The sequence below is a fragment of the Thiocapsa bogorovii genome (assembly GCF_021228795.1).
Taxonomy (GTDB): domain Bacteria; phylum Pseudomonadota; class Gammaproteobacteria; order Chromatiales; family Chromatiaceae; genus Thiocapsa; species Thiocapsa bogorovii.
Genome location: NZ_CP089309.1, coordinates 1178468 through 1193160, shown reverse-complemented (window position 1 = coordinate 1193160; position 14693 = coordinate 1178468). Strand labels below are relative to the sequence as shown.

Genomic DNA, 14693 nt, shown 5'->3' with positions numbered 1-14693 from the left:
CTACATCGCTAGAGCTTGAGGCCCATGACCACGCCGGTCGTAAAGGATGCCGCACTCGTCAGGTTTCCGCCGATGAAGTCGAAGAATGCGCCTGCATTGACCCCGAGCCAGTCGACCCAGCCGTTGTAGTGGATCTCGAGCCCGGACCAGTTCACGTCCAGGATGCCGACATACTGCAAGGCAAAGACCCCGAGCAGGAGAAGCCCGGCGAGAAGCAGCATCAGCTTGAAGGCGACCTTCAGCGCGAACCCGAGCGCCAGCCCGACCATGAAGGAGAACCCGAGCTTCAGGAAGAAGGTCTCGTTGAAGAGACCGGCGGCGTCCGGCGGTGCGGTGTCTACTGCGAGATGATCCATCGGGTCCGTCGGCAACGAGGCGGAAGGAAGAAGGTCGGGTCGGCGTGCGTCGGCGAGGCGCTATTGCCGCACGGCAGATGAGTCGAGACCGTTTGTTGTCGTATCGATTCTCCATGACGACAACGACAACGACAACGACAACGTCCTGGGAACCTCTGCACTGTTCCGCTAGTGTATACCGAGCACACGCGAATTTTTCGGCCCAGAGCGCGCCCCGGGTCCGCGGGGGCCGCATTGGGCCTGACCGCCCTCGATGCGGCAGGCGGGTGCGCTCCCGTCGTCCTTCGCGCACAATGCACGCTGTTCACCGTTGCATGGAGCTCGACGTGACCACAAGCGCCCTGACGCCCGGCCTGATGCTTGTCCACGGCAACCGCCCGGAAGATCTTCGCGATCTTCTGGTGGCATGGATGGCGCGGTATCCGTTGGCCCCGCTCGAGAATGAGATCGTTCTGGTCCAGAGCAACGGCATCGCGCAGTGGCTGAAGCTTGCGCTCGCCGCTGATGCCGATCCGGGCTCGGGGGGCCTCGCCGCCGGCGACCGGGGACTCGGGATCGCCGCGGCACTCGAGATCTCGCTGCCGGCGCGCTTTCTCTGGCGTGTCTACCGGGCGGTGCTCGGCGCCGATGCGGTCCCGGAGATCTCGCCCTTCGACAAGTCGCGTCTGGTCTGGCGCCTGATGCGGCTCCTGCCCGAGCTGTTGGCTCGGTCTGAATACGCTCCACTGCGGCGCTTCCTCCAGACGGATACCGATCTGCGCAAACGCTTTCAGCTTGCAGAGCGTCTGGCCGATCTCTATGACCAGTATCAGGTCTACCGCGCCGACTGGCTAGCCGCCTGGGCCGGCGGCGAAGACCTGTTGATCGAGGCACGCGGGGGTCGCGTCCCCCTTCCGGACGAGCAGCGCTGGCAGTCGGGACTCTGGCGTGCCCTGTTGGCGGATGTCAAGGAAGAGGGCGACGGGCGTGGGCAGGGCGCCGGGGTCGGTCGCGCAGGCGTCCACGAATCCTTCCTGCGCCGCGTATCCGACTGGCCGGAAGGCGTGCACCCGCACGGTCTGCCGCGTCGGGTCATGGTCTTCGGGATCTCCAGTCTGCCGCGTCAGTCGTTGGAGGTTCTGGCCGGGATGGCGCGCTGGACCCAGGTCCTCATGTGCGTCCACAACCCCTGCGAGCACTACTGGGCAGACATCGTTGCCGACAAGGATCTGCTGCGCGCCGAGCGTACCCGCCAGCGTCGCCGCGACGGCATGCCTGCGGACCTCTCCGAGGAGCGCATGCACCTGCACGCCCACCCGTTGCTCGCGGCGTGGGGGAAGCAAGGACGCGACTTCATCGGCTTGCTCGACGAGTACGACGACGAGGCGGCTCGAGTGCGCTATCTCGGGCGCTTCAATGCCATCGGCCAGAGGATCGATCTGTTCGACGCCTCGGGAGAGACCGGCTCACTGCTCGAGCAGCTCCAGGACGATATCCGCGATCTGCGCCCGCTCGCCGAGACCCGCACGCGTTGGCTGGAGGTGCCTTCCACGGGCGATGACTCGATCCGCTTCCATATCGCCCACAGTCCCCAGCGCGAGGTCGAGATCCTCCACGACGTCCTGCTCGCGGCCTTCAATGCCGATGCGACCCTGACCCCGCGCGACATCATCGTCATGGTGCCGGATATCGACACCTATGCGCCGCACATCCAGGCGGTGTTCGGTCTAATCGATCGCGACGATCCACGCTACATCCCCTACAGCGTCGCGGATCGGGGTCAGCGTGCGACCGAGCCCTTGATTGCGGCACTGGAAAAGCTACTCGAGTTGCCTCGATCGCGCCTTGCGGTCAGCGACGTTCTCGATCTGCTCGAAGCCCCGGCCCTGCGCCGGCGTTTCGGCGTTGCCGAGACCGACCTCCCGCGGCTCCACCGCTGGATCCGCGGGGCCAACATCCGCTGGGGTCTACATGCCGAGCAGCGCGCGAGCCTGGATCTGCCGACTCAGCTCGATGCGCATGCTCGACACACCTGGCTGTTCGGTCTGCGCCGGATGCTGCTCGGCTATGCGGTCGGCGCCGGCGACGACGAGGGGGCATGGCAGGGGATCGAGCCGTTCGACGAGATCGGCGGTCTCGATGCGGCCCTGCTCGGTCCGCTCGTTCAATTGATCGAGCGCCTCAACGCCACTTGGCGAACCCTGCGCGAGCCCGCGACCGTCGCCGACTGGTGCACGCGTCTGCGCGCCCTGATGGCGGATTTCTTCGACGCCGCCGACAGCGGCGAGGCCTTCACCCTCATGCAGCTCGACCACGTCCTGCAAGGCTGGCAAGAGGCCTGCGACGAGGCCGCCCTTGCCGAGCAGCTTCCACTGTCGGTCGTCGGCGAGTACTGGCTGTCACAGCTCGACGACGGCGGCCTGTCCCAACGCTTTTTCGCCGGCGCGGTCACCTTCGCGACCCTCATGCCGATGCGGGCTATTCCTTTCCGGCATGTCTGCCTGCTCGGCATGAACGACGGCGATTACCCGCGCACCCGAATCCCGATGGACTTCGACCTCATGGGTCGGGATTATCGGCCCGGCGACCGCTCGCGGCGCGAGGACGATCGCTATCTCTTTCTCGAAGCCCTGCTCTCGGCGCGGGACCATCTGCACATCTCCTGGGTCGGGCACAGCATCACCGACAACGCGGTGCGACCGCCCTCCGTGTTGGTCGCACAGCTGCGCGATCACCTCGCCGCGGGCTGGCGGATGGCGCTCGAAACGGCGATCTCGGAGGAGACGCGCTCGATCGATCCGGGTCAGGCCCTCTTGAACGCACTCACACTTGAGCATCCGCTCCAGCCCTTCAGCCCCGAGTATTTCGCGCCCGATCCAATCAGGACCCGGTTTTTCACCTATGCCCGCGAGTGGCGCCCACTCGATGCAGCTCGGCTCCATCGCCCGGATGCCGCGCCGCAAGCAACGGAGTCCACATTGCCGCCGCTGCCCCGCGACGAGCCGCTTACGCTCCGTGATCTCGTCGATCTCGTCAAATCACCGGTGAAGGCCTTCTTTCGCCAGCGGCTCGGCGTCCTCTTCGAGTCCGACGATCCGACGGGCGAGGACCAAGAACCCTTCACCCTCGAGCCGCTTGCACGGTGGCAGCTGCAAGACGAGCTGATCCGGGTCCAGGAGCAGGCGCTGGCGCACGGCGAGCCGATCGCCCCGGCGCGCGTGAGCCGTCTCGACCGGATTCGCCGTCGCGGTGATCTTGCCCCGGGTGCCTTCGGCGAGGCCGTCGCCGCGGACCTGGTTGAACCGATGGACGATCTCTTCGCATGCTATCAAGAGGCAGTCATCCGCTGGCCGCACCCTCTCGAGGACGAAGAAGAGATCCGGTTTCAAGCCGATCTCCCGCAGCCCATGCCCGAGCTGGCGGATTGGGTCGGCGGCATTCGCACCGATGCCGAGGGCCTGCGTGGACGGGTGCTCATCGAGGCGAGCGACCTAGTCAAGAACAACCACTACCGCGGCGAGAAGCTCATCCGTCACTGGATCGCGCATCTGGCCCTGCATCTGGCCGGCGGCCCCCTCACGACCCTGGTCCTCAGCAAGGCCGGCGATGTCGAGCTCAAGCCACTGCCTGTCGAGCATGCGAGGGCGCACCTGACCGCCCTGCTGGCGGCCTGGCAGGAGGGCATGTGCCGTCCGCTCCCGCTGGCCGCGAAGACCGCGCTCGAGTGGCTCAAAGCTGGCGACACGTCGAAGGCCCGAGCGACCTACGAGGGTGGCTACATGCGTACGGGCGAGGTCGCGACCGATCCCTATCTCTCGCGCGCTTATCCGGACTTCGACGCACTCTTCGCGAGCGGTGAATTCGCCCAGCTGGCCGAGAGCCTGCTGCGCCCGCTCTACACCGCGATCTACGCCGATGACAAAAAGAAGCCGGACCGGCCCTCGGCACCGCAAGCGACCGGAGCCGCCGCATGAGCCCCGCGAATGGCCGAACAACAGCGACCGAGATTTCCGATCAGGCGGATATCGCAGCGGTCTCTCGTCGGGCTGAAGCCCGACCCACAGGCTCCGATTCACTGGATCCGCTGCGCTTCCCGCTCTGCGGAAGCCGGCTGATCGAGGCCAGTGCAGGCACCGGCAAGACCTTCACCATCGCGACACTCTATGTCCGCTTGGTGCTCGGTCACGTCGCGCCGTACGACATACCGGATGCCGCGCCCCAAGCTGCACAGGACATCGCACCGCGCGCCTTTACCCCGCCCGAAATCCTGGTGGTCACCTTCACCGATGCCGCCACGCGCGAGCTGCGCGACCGCATCCGCGTCCGTCTCGCCGAGGCGGCGAATGCCTTCCGCGCGGAGTCGGACGGCATCGCCGCACGCCCTCCGGGCGAGGATCCGCTGCACGACCTGCGTGCGGAATACCCGCCCGAGCACTGGCCGGCCTGCGCGCGCAAGCTGCAGCTCGCCTCCGAGTGGATGGACGAGGCCGCCGTCTCGACCATCCACGGCTGGTGCAATCGGATGCTTCGCGAGCACGCCTTCGACAGCGACAGTCACTTCACCCAAACCCTGGAATCCGATCAGAGCGAGCTGCTCGCCGAGGTGGTGCGCGACTATTGGCGGACCTTCATGGTCCCGCTCGACGCCGAGTCGGTCGCCGAGGTGCGTCGGTGGTGGTCCGGTCCGGAGGCGCTGCAAGGGGCCATCCGACCGCTCGTGGAACATGCCGATCGGCTCGACCCCGCAGCGGAGCCGGCCATCGCGCTCAAGGCTGTCCGCAAGGAGAAGGCGGACCGTCTCGCCGAGCTCAAGGCACCTTGGGTGAGCTGGGCGGACGAGCTTGAGGCGCTTCTCAATGAGGCCGTTACCGACAAGTGCGTCGATGGACGCAAACTGCGGGCGCATTACTATCAACCCTGGTTGACCGCGCTACGCGGATGGGCCGCCGACCACGTCGCCGAGTCGCTCGATCTGGGGAAAGGCTGGGAGCGTCTTACGCCCGCGGGTCTAGCCGATGCATTGAAATCGGGTGATCCGCCCGGTCATCCCGCACTTGAGGCCATCGCCTGCCTCCCTGCTGACCTGGCCGATCTACCCACGCCACGCTCCGCGCTCCTGCGCCACGCAGCGCGCTGGGTCGCGGACCGCTTCTCCGCCGAGCAAACCCGCCGCGCCCAGATGGGCTTCAGCGACCTGCTGACCCGGCTCGATGCCGCCCTGCAGGGACCCAACGGCGAGCGCCTGGCCGAGATCATCCGCCGCCAGTTCCCGGTTGCCCTGATCGACGAGTTTCAGGACACCGACCCGGTGCAGTACCGCATCTTCGATGCCGTCTACCGCGTCGCGGCGAACGACCCCACGACCGCGCTCATCCTCATCGGCGACCCCAAGCAGGCGATCTATGCCTTCCGCGGCGCGGATATCTACACCTATCTCGCCGCCCGCCGAGACTTCGCGGGCCGTCTCTACACCCTGAAGCGAAACTACCGCTCCACGCCCGAGATGGTCGCTGCCACCAATCGCAGCTTCGAGGTGGCCGAGACCCGAGCGAGCGGAGCCGGCGCGTTCCTGTTCCGCACCGAGACCGAAACAGACACCGGGACCGGGACCGACAATCCGGTGCCCTTTATCACGGCGGACGCGCAAGGGCGCAAGGACGCGCTGCAGGTCGACGGCCAACCGGTGCCGGCGCTCACCGCCTGCTGGCTGCCGCCCAACGAGGCCGGCAAGGCGTTGAGCAAGGACGCCTATCGCACTCGGATCGCCGAGGTCTGTGCCTCGGAGATGGTGCGTCTGCTCAATCTGGGGCAGACCGGGCAGGCGGCCTTCGTCGGCGATGGCGCGCCCAAGGCCCTGCGCCCTGCTGATCTGGCCGTGCTGGTCAACACGTGCGCCGAAGCGGCGATTATCCGCCGTGCACTGGCGCAACGCGGTGTGCGCAGCGTCTATCTCTCCGATCGGGACTCCGTCTACCAAAGCCCGCAGGCCGGCGAGCTGCAACACTGGCTGGCCGCCTGTGCCGAGCCCGACGACGCGCGCCTGCTGCGCGCCGCGCTCGCCACCGCCACGCTCGGCTTGAGTTGGCCGGAGCTCGACCGTCTCAATCACGACGAGCTCGCCTGGGAGTCGCGCGTGCTCCAGTTCCGCGCCTATCGCGACGCCTGGCGCCGGCAAGGGGTCCTGCCGATGCTGCGTCGCCTGCTCAACGACTTCGACCTCCCCGCGCGGCTGCTCGCATCCGAGTCGATGCCGGGGCCGGGCTCGGGGTTCGAAGGGGAGCGCATCCTCACCGATCTGCTCCATCTTGCCGAGCTGCTGCAACAGGCCAGCGTCCTGCTCGACGGCGAGCATGCGCTGATCCGCCATCTCGCCGAGCAGTGCCGAGATGCGGACCGCGGCGCGAATGGCGATGCGCGCCAAATCCGTCTGGAAAGCGACGCCGATCTGGTGCAGGTGGTGACGGTCCACAAATCCAAGGGACTTGAGTATCCCTTGGTTTTTCTGCCCTTCGCCGCCGATTATCGACAGACCAAGAGAGACGACCTTCCGCTCAAGTGGCACGACGCGCAGGGCCGGCTGCAGCTCGGCCTCTGCGCCGACGACGAGATCCTGAAACGGGCCGATCGCGAGCGTCTGGGCGAGGATCTGCGCAAGCTCTATGTCGCCCTGACCCGTGCCCGCCATGCCACTTGGGTGGGTCTCGCGCCGCTGGCCGATCTTGAGCGCGGCGCCTTCGGGTATCTGCTGGGCGGCGACGCTGCGCTGGCGCCCGATGGCCTGGCGCAGGCACTCGAGGACCTGCGCGGGGACTGTGCGTCGATCGCCGTGATCGAGGCACCCGAACCTTCACCCGATGCCTCACCGGATGCATCCCGAGAGCACTTCGTCCCGGCGGGTCCGGCACGCCGCCTCGGGCCCGCGAGGACCTCGGTCCCCGTCGTAGACGAGCCCTGGTGGATCGCCAGCTATTCGGCGCTGCGCACCGTCGCCGGCGACGACACCGCGTACGTCGCGACGTCGGCCCGGGCGGCGGGTCAGATACCGGCCGCGACGCCGACGGAGGATCGGTTCCGGGAGATGCAGGTCGAGCAAGCCGCTGCGCCCGGCACCGAGCTGTCCCCCTCGATGTCGGGCACGGATGCAAGCGACCGAGCACCCGCAGCTGGCTCCATTCACGCCTTCCCGCGCGGGCCGGAGGCGGGCACCTTTCTTCACGATTTACTCGAATGGGCTGCCAATCCGGGTTTCGCCGAGACCGCCGCCGATCCGGTGCGACTGCGCGACACCATCGCCCGACGCTGTCAGGTGCGCGGTTGGTCCCAGTGGATCGATCCGCTCACGACCTGGCTGGGGTCCTCCCTGGCGACGCGGTTGCCGGTGCCCGCCATGGGCGCGCTGCCGGCGACCGCCTTTCGTCTCGTCGACCTGACGGGCGCCGTACCCGAGATGGAGTTCTGGCTCGCCGCACACCGTGCCGATACCCGCGAGATCGACCGCCTGGTCTGTGCCTATACCCTCGACCGCGAGCCCCGTCCGGCGCTCCAACCCGCCCATGTCAACGGCATGTTCAAGGGCTTCATGGACCTGGTCTTCGAGCACGAAGGTCGCTATTACGTGGCCGACTACAAATCCAATTGGCTCGGCCCGGACGCCGCCGCCTACACCCCCGAGGCCATGCGCGCCGAGATCCTGCACGCGCGCTACGAGCTGCAGTACGTCCTCTATCTCTTCGCACTGCATCGGCTGCTGAAGGCGCGCTTGCCGGACTACGACTACGACCGCCACGTCGGCGGCGCCGTCTATCTCTTCCTGCGCGGCATCGAGTCGTCGAGCCGGGGCCTGCACGCCGAGCGCCCGCCGCGCGAGCTGATCGAGGCGTTGGATCGCTGCTTTGCGCGCAGGGTGGAGGAGGGCGCATGCGCATGAACGCGCACCGGGACATGCGAGCCGCAACGGCTGAGCGGCCGCCCATGGAAACACTCCTCGTCCGCTGGGCCGAGCACGACTGGCTGCGCGCGCTCGATGTCGCCTTCGCCGATTTTCTCCGTCGGGAGGTGCCGGATGCGCCGCCGTTGCTGATTCTCGGTGCGGCGCTCGCGAGCCATCAGCTCGGTCGCGGCCACGCCTGTCTCGATCTTCAGGCCACGCTGAAGGATCCGACCTTTGCTCTGTCGCTGCCCCCCGAGGGTACCGACACCGCGGAGACCGACATCCCGCCGCACCCCGCCGAGGTGCTGGAGGGACTGACCTTGCAAGACTGGCAGGCGGCGCTCGCCCATCCCGATCTGGTTGGCGACGGCGTCGGCGACACGCCTCTGGTCCTGGTCGGTCCGCGGCTCTATCTGCGCCGTTACTGGCGATACGAGCAGGCCGTGCGCGCGGGCATCGATGACCGCGCGGCGCGCTCCGAAGCCCTTCAGGCCGCACTGCCGATCGCGGCCATGCGCCCGGTGCTCGAGCGTCTCTTCCCGCCCGCCTCGATACCCGGCGAGACGACCGATTGGCAAAAACTCGCCTGCGCGCTTGCCGCACGCAGCGCCTTCAGCATCATCACCGGCGGTCCCGGCACCGGGAAGACCACGACCGTGGTCCGGCTGCTGGCACTGCTGCAAGCCCTTGCGCTCGTCGAGTCGGCGCCGGACCAGTCGGTACCCGGACGGCTGCAGCGCGCCCTGCGCATCCGTCTGGCGGCGCCCACGGGCAAGGCCGCCGCACGTCTCAACGCATCCATCGCCGCCGCGGTCGCCGGTCTGCCGCTCGCCGAGCTCGATCACGGCGAGGCCGTGCGCGCCGCCATCCCCGTCAACGTGAGCACGCTCCACCGCCTGCTCGGCAGTCGCCCGGACAGCCGCCGGCTGCGCCACAATGCCGGCAACCCGCTGGCGCTCGATGTCCTGGTCATCGACGAGGCATCCATGGTCGATCTGGAGATGATGGCCGCCGTCCTCGATGCCCTGCCTGCGAACGCGCGTCTCATCCTGCTCGGCGACAAAGACCAGCTCGCCTCGGTCGAGGCCGGCGCCGTGCTCGGGGAGCTCTGCGGGCGGGCCCGCGAAGGCCACTACACCCCCGGCACCCACGATTGGCTGGAGTGCGCGACCGGCGAGCGCATCCCATCGGACCTCGTCGATTCCGCGGGCACGGCGCTCGATCAGTCCATCGTCATGCTTCGGCACAGCCACCGCTTCTCGGCCGACAGCGGCATCGGCCAACTCGCCGAGGCGGTCAACGCAGGCGATCCCGTACAGGTCCGCGAGATCTGGGTACGCGGTCATTCCGACCTCGCCCTCGTTGCGCTCCGAGGCACCGAGGATGTGGCCTTCCGGTCGCTGATCATCGACGGGACGGCGATCTTGCCGGCCGATCCGCAGCCCGGCGGCGGAGCGCGGAAAGCACAGACCGAGGCCGGCCCGTCGCCACAAGGCTACCGCCACTATCTCGACACCTTGCGGGAAGGCCAACCCTCCCGCGACGCCGAAGCGTCCGCATACGATGCCTGGGCGCGCGCGGTCCTCGAGGCTCATGGCCGGTTCCAATGCCTCTGCGCACTGCGCCGTGGACCCTGGGGCGTCGAGGGACTCAACCAGCGAATCGCCGGCCTGCTGCACGACGCGGGGCTGATCCCGGCGAGCAGCGGCTGGTATCTCGGGCGCCCCGTCCTGATCACACGTAACGATTACGGCCTAGGGCTCATGAACGGCGACATCGGCATCACCTTGATTCGCCCTACACCCGGCGATCGGGACGGGATGCTGCGCGTCGCATTCCCCGCCGGTGACGGCGAAGGCCGCATCAAATGGATCCTCCCCAGCCGCCTCCAAGCGGTCGAGACCGTCTACGCGCTCACCGTCCACAAATCCCAAGGCTCTGAATTCACGCACGCCGCACTGGTCTTGCCCGAGACCCTTAGTCCTATCCTCACGCGTGAGCTGCTCTACACCGGCATCACTCGCGCACGCGCCCACCTGACCTTGGTGCAGCCGGGACGGGATCAGTTGCTGGAACAAGCGGTGCGGCGGCGGGTGTTGCGGGCGAGCGGGTTGATGGGGTGAATGCACCAACCATGAACGAAGCCATCGAGTCCGCCATCGAGCTCTTGAGCACCTCGGTCATGACCTACCGCGGCGAGCCGATCGGAACGGTCGCCGCGATGGATCCTGACGACGCCGTGACCGTGAACTACCACGACTGTTTCATTCGGGACTTCATTCCCTCCGCACTTGTCTTCATGGCGGACGGCAACGATCGGATCGTGCGGAATTTTCTCCTGGCGGTGCTTGAGCTGCGCGGCCAGCACATCTGTATCCAAGGACACGAGCTCGAGCCGGCGATACTGCCGGCTAGCTTCCGGGTCGTGCATGACTCGGAAACCGGCGAATCGATCCGTGCCGATTTCGGCGATCAGGCTATCGGACGCGTCGCTCCCGTGGATGCCATGATGTGGTGGGTGATCCTTCTCGGCATCTATCAGCGCCTCAGCGGCGACCGGGCGCTCGCGCAAGAAGTGCCGGTGCAGCGAGCGCTATGCGGCATCCTGGATTTGAGCTTACGAGAGGGGTTCGAGGTCTTTCCAACCCTCTTGGTACCGGACGGATGCTGCATGATCGACCGTCGCATGGGTGTTTACGGGCACCCGCTCGAGATTCAGGCGCTCTTCTACGCGATGATGATCACTGCGCTCGATCTCCTGGAGGTTTGCCCCGAAAACCGGGCCCGGATGGAACTGGCGACCGAACGCTCGACCGCGCTGCGCAGCTATTTGCGACTCTTCTACTGGATGGACAGGAATCAGCTCGAAACCATCTGCGGTTATGACACGGAACAATACGGTTCGAGCAGTGTAAACATGTTCAATATCTATCCGGATTCGATCCCGGAATGGGTGGCGGAATGGCTTCCCGAAAGGGCCGGATATCTCGTCGGCAATCTCGGACCGGGACGGATGGATTTCCGCTTCTTCGCCTTGGGGAACCTGCTCAGCATCCTGTTCGGAATCACGACGCAGGACGAGGCGTCAAGCATCATGTACCTGTACAGCGACCGTTGGGCCGATCTCATCGGCGAGATGCCGTGCAAGCTCGTCTACCCGCCGGTGAGCGGCAATGAATGGATGCTCGTCACCGGAAGCGACCCGAAGAACGTGCCCTGGTCCTACCACAATGGAGGCAACTGGCCGGTATTGCTGTGGGCCTTCGTCGCGGCCGCTCTGAAGACCGGCCGCGAGGACTTGGCACGGCGGGCACTGGACACCGCCGGACCCACCTTATTGAAGGACCGATGGCCCGAATATTACGATGGGCGGCAGGGTAGCGCGATCGGGCAGCGCGCCAACATCGGGCAAGTCTGGACGGCTGCCGGCTATCTCTTTGCGCAGAAACTCCTGAAAGACAAGCGACTGCTCCAAGTTTTCCCCCAAGGCTCGGACGGCTAGGCGCTCGCTGCGAGTCACCCGAGGGCCCCTATGAAGGCCCGACCGCGTCTGACGCGCCTCGGCCTTGATCGGGATCGGTCGAAACCGAACCACTCGCCATTCCATTCAATCGGTGCACGGGAATCGGTGCGTCGAGCCAGCCTGACGTTGGCGCCTCCGCGTAGACACGTGACACCCATCACCGTGGCGATGTGGCATATTCACGCCAAAAGTCCGAGAAACGTACTAGCCTTTAGTTCGAAGGGCACTGAACGGGGCCATCGATTCGGGTCATTGAAACAAGATCCGGCAGTCGACCAAGATCGTCACGAAAGGGCGACTGCCGGATCCCCTTGAAGCATCTGAATCGACTCCGGACGCCACAGTACCACCCCGGAACGCGCCCGGATTCGAAGCGAGCGCCTACTCGGCACTAAAACGAAAACGACAACGCTGCACGCGCCCGCATTGGGTATGGGCCAAGATCACGGACTCGTTCCGTGTCGAGGCCGATCGAACCAATGGGAGCCGATTGCCATGAAGCGAACCGACTTGATCAGCGCCCGCGCGCTGGTTCATTCACTCCTCGGAATCTGTTGCCTCGCGCCCATGACGGGCGCCGCGGTAGACGTGTCCGAGATCGAGCTACGACGCCTCTTTGATCCGACCGAGACCGAGCTCGCGGCCGAGTCCAGCGGACGGATCTATATCTACGAAGGGTTGCGCGACATCGACGTGCGGCGCGCAATGGACGAGGAATTCGATCGTGTCGAGTCAATGATGTTCATCCGGACCCGGAAGACGGAAGACACCGGCGCGCTTGTAAAAGACCCGGAAACCGGTGTGTTCGAAACGGAGGACGATGGCTGCTGAACCAGGCCGAATCCCCGATCTTACCCAGCTCGACAGGGGCCATGATGCAACGACGAAACCTGATCACAGGCGGTCTGGCGACCGCCCCCTTGGTCGCCATGACCGCGATCGGTCTGCAACCCAAAGCGGTCATGGCGGCTTGGCCGAAGGCCGCCTTTTACCTCGAGGACCTCGCCGAGACCGAAAAGCTGCTTTTTGCCGATACTCCCGTCGAGGATACGGATCGGATTGCCGTAACCGCGCCGGACATCGCCGAGAACGGCCGCGTGGTTCCGGTTCAGGTCGTGATCGATCTCCCCGATCCGAAGACCCTGACATTGCTTTCCGACGGCAATCCATTCCCCTTGTTGGCGCGGGCTCGATTCACGCCTGATGTCGAGCCCACCCTATCGGTTCGAGTCAAGATGGGCCAGAGCGCCACTCTCATCGCGCTGGTCGAGTCCGACGGAAAACTCTATCGAGCCACGCGGGCCGTCAAAGTCACCGCGGGCGGATGTGGCGGATAGGGCAAACGCCAAACTCCGCGAATGGGAAAAAGAACGATGGAGGCAGACAGTCATGAGTGCTGATCTCGGCAAGATTCGAGCAAAACTCAAGGACGGCGCGATCCTGGTCAAGGTGATCTTGAACCACCCCATGGAAACCGGAAGCCGCAAGGATCCCGCCACCGGCGAGCTCATCCCGCGCCATTTCATCCGCGAGGTGGTCTGTGAGCACAACGGTAAGCCGGTGCTCGCCCTCGACTGGGGCTGGGGCATCTCGGCAAATCCCTTCCTGTCCTACGTCGTCAAACAGGGGGCGACGGGCGATACCTTGACCGTTCGCTGGACGGACAACCAGCAGATGACGGGGGTGCTCGAGACCGTCGTCACTTGATCGCAACCGGCCGGTCCGACAGCTTAGATCCCCTGGCCATCACCGATGCGGAAACGAGGGACGCCGGAATACGACGGTTCGACGACGGTTTTCCGACGCAGGATGAAACCGAGCGCGTGGCGCCTATACTGACCGGAAATCAACGATTTCGGACAGCAATGATGATTGTTACCATGCCCCGCCGCGCCCTCTTGGCCATCCTCCTCTGGCTCGCCGGTCTTTCGGCGGGATCTGCAGCGGACTTCGAAGATAGGGTCCTGAGCCACATCGACTATCCGGATTGGTTCGAGGACAGCTTCCTGGATCTGCGCGAAGATCTTGCAGAGGCCCAGGCCGAGGGAAAGCGAGGTCTCATGGTGCTGTTCACGACCGAGGGCTGCTCCTACTGCGCGGAATTCATCCGGAGGACCTTGGAAGACGATGCGATTGCCGAAACCGTGAGATCCGGCTTCGACGCCGTCGGTCTTGAAATCTTCAGCGACGCGGAGATGATCGCCCCGGACGGGACCGAGCTGCGGGTCAAGGACTTCGCCGAGCGTGAGGGTGCAGGCTTCGCACCCACCCTGCTGTTCTTCGGCGAGGGCGGCGAGCTGCTTTATCGCGGAGTCGGCTATCACGATTCCGAGCGGTTCAGTAAGCTGTTGGACTATCTCATGGGCGGCCGCTATCGGCAGGAATCCTTTCGCGACTACCTTGCCCTTCAAGCGACTTCGTCCGAGCCAGCAGCGGCGCCATACCGTATGGCAACCGACCCGCTCTTCAGCGCGCCTCCCTTTGCACTGGATCGCAGCCGCATCCCCGCCCAACGGCCGTTACTGGTGATCTTCGAAACCGACGGCTGTGCTGATTGCGCCTCCTTTCACACCGATGTCTTGACGTTGCCCGAGGTGCGCAAGTTGATGGCGGACTTCGAGGTGGTGCGTCTCGATGCTCGCGATACCGAAACGCCTGTCATTGGGCCCGACGGCACGCGGACCACGTCGGCTGACTGGTATGCGGTCACCGGGATGTCGCGTCTCCCGGCGTTACTCTTTTTCGACGAGAACGGCCGGGAGGTCCTGCGGACCGATGCCCTGGTCCTGAGCCAACGCATGACGAACGCGCTCATGTACACCCTGGAGCGCGCCTACGAGAAGCAGTGGACCTATCAGCGGTTCGCCCGTTCGAAGGCGCTCGAGCGGATGCAGCCCTGACGAGA

At 65.8% G+C, this 14693-nt stretch carries 9 protein-coding genes; 8 read left to right on the top strand and 1 reads right to left on the bottom strand.

The features are described from left to right. Nucleotides 1-8: 8 nt before the first annotated feature. The gene (locus LT988_RS05365) at nucleotides 9-356 is read right to left on the bottom strand and encodes an FUN14 domain-containing protein (protein WP_232409196.1); all 348 of its coding nucleotides are present in this window, start codon (nucleotides 354-356) and stop codon (nucleotides 9-11) included. A gap of 314 nt (nucleotides 357-670) precedes the next feature. On the opposite strand from LT988_RS05365, the gene recC reads away from it, so the two are divergent. From recC to LT988_RS05325, 8 genes are all read left to right on the top strand, one after another. Beyond that, nucleotides 671-4309: an exodeoxyribonuclease V subunit gamma gene (recC, locus tag LT988_RS05360; protein ID WP_232409195.1), complete on the top strand. Its 3639-nt coding sequence runs from the start codon at nucleotides 671-673 to the stop codon at nucleotides 4307-4309. Further along, entirely contained in the window at nucleotides 4306-8262 is a 3957-nt protein-coding gene (gene recB / locus LT988_RS05355) for an exodeoxyribonuclease V subunit beta (RefSeq protein ID WP_232409194.1), read from the top strand. The genes recC and recB overlap by 4 nt, the downstream gene beginning before the upstream one ends. A 44-nt stretch (nucleotides 8263-8306) precedes the next feature. Further along, nucleotides 8307-10388, top strand: coding sequence for an exodeoxyribonuclease V subunit alpha (recD, locus tag LT988_RS05350; protein WP_408648049.1), 2082 nt, complete (start codon nucleotides 8307-8309; stop codon nucleotides 10386-10388). Between the two features lie 11 nt (nucleotides 10389-10399). Further along, nucleotides 10400-11767, top strand: a complete 1368-nt coding sequence (locus tag LT988_RS05345; RefSeq protein ID WP_232409193.1) for a glycoside hydrolase 100 family protein — start codon at nucleotides 10400-10402, stop codon at nucleotides 11765-11767. A gap of 516 nt (nucleotides 11768-12283) precedes the next feature. Further along, nucleotides 12284-12619 carry a hypothetical protein gene (locus tag LT988_RS05340; RefSeq protein WP_232409192.1) on the top strand — a complete coding sequence of 112 codons (336 nt, stop codon included), beginning with the start codon at nucleotides 12284-12286 and terminating at the stop codon, nucleotides 12617-12619. A gap of 41 nt (nucleotides 12620-12660) precedes the next feature. Beyond that, nucleotides 12661-13125 carry a thiosulfate oxidation carrier protein SoxY gene (gene soxY / locus LT988_RS05335; protein WP_232409191.1) on the top strand — a complete coding sequence of 155 codons (465 nt, stop codon included), beginning with the start codon at nucleotides 12661-12663 and terminating at the stop codon, nucleotides 13123-13125. 52 nt (nucleotides 13126-13177) lie between these two features. Then, nucleotides 13178-13495: a thiosulfate oxidation carrier complex protein SoxZ gene (soxZ, locus tag LT988_RS05330; protein ID WP_232409190.1), complete on the top strand. Its 318-nt coding sequence runs from the start codon at nucleotides 13178-13180 to the stop codon at nucleotides 13493-13495. A 173-nt stretch (nucleotides 13496-13668) separates the two neighbouring features. Further along, a complete protein-coding gene (locus LT988_RS05325) occupies nucleotides 13669-14688 on the top strand; it encodes a thioredoxin family protein (protein WP_232409189.1) in 1020 nt (339 codons plus the stop codon). Nucleotides 14689-14693: the final 5 nt, after the last annotated feature.

Bases quoted from the DNA above. Each gene is read 5' to 3' on its own strand.
- LT988_RS05365 (WP_232409196.1), bottom strand. From the start codon at position 356: ATGGATCATCTCGCAGTAGACACCGCACCGCCGGACGCCGCCGGTCTC.
- recC (WP_232409195.1), top strand. From the start codon at position 671: ATGGAGCTCGACGTGACCACAAGCGCCCTGACGCCCGGCCTGATGCTT.
- recB (WP_232409194.1), top strand. From the start codon at position 4,306: ATGAGCCCCGCGAATGGCCGAACAACAGCGACCGAGATTTCCGATCAG.
- recD (WP_408648049.1), top strand. From the start codon at position 8,307: ATGGAAACACTCCTCGTCCGCTGGGCCGAGCACGACTGGCTGCGCGCG.
- LT988_RS05345 (WP_232409193.1), top strand. From the start codon at position 10,400: ATGAACGAAGCCATCGAGTCCGCCATCGAGCTCTTGAGCACCTCGGTC.
- LT988_RS05340 (WP_232409192.1), top strand. From the start codon at position 12,284: ATGAAGCGAACCGACTTGATCAGCGCCCGCGCGCTGGTTCATTCACTC.
- soxY (WP_232409191.1), top strand. From the start codon at position 12,661: ATGATGCAACGACGAAACCTGATCACAGGCGGTCTGGCGACCGCCCCC.
- soxZ (WP_232409190.1), top strand. From the start codon at position 13,178: ATGAGTGCTGATCTCGGCAAGATTCGAGCAAAACTCAAGGACGGCGCG.
- LT988_RS05325 (WP_232409189.1), top strand. From the start codon at position 13,669: ATGCCCCGCCGCGCCCTCTTGGCCATCCTCCTCTGGCTCGCCGGTCTT.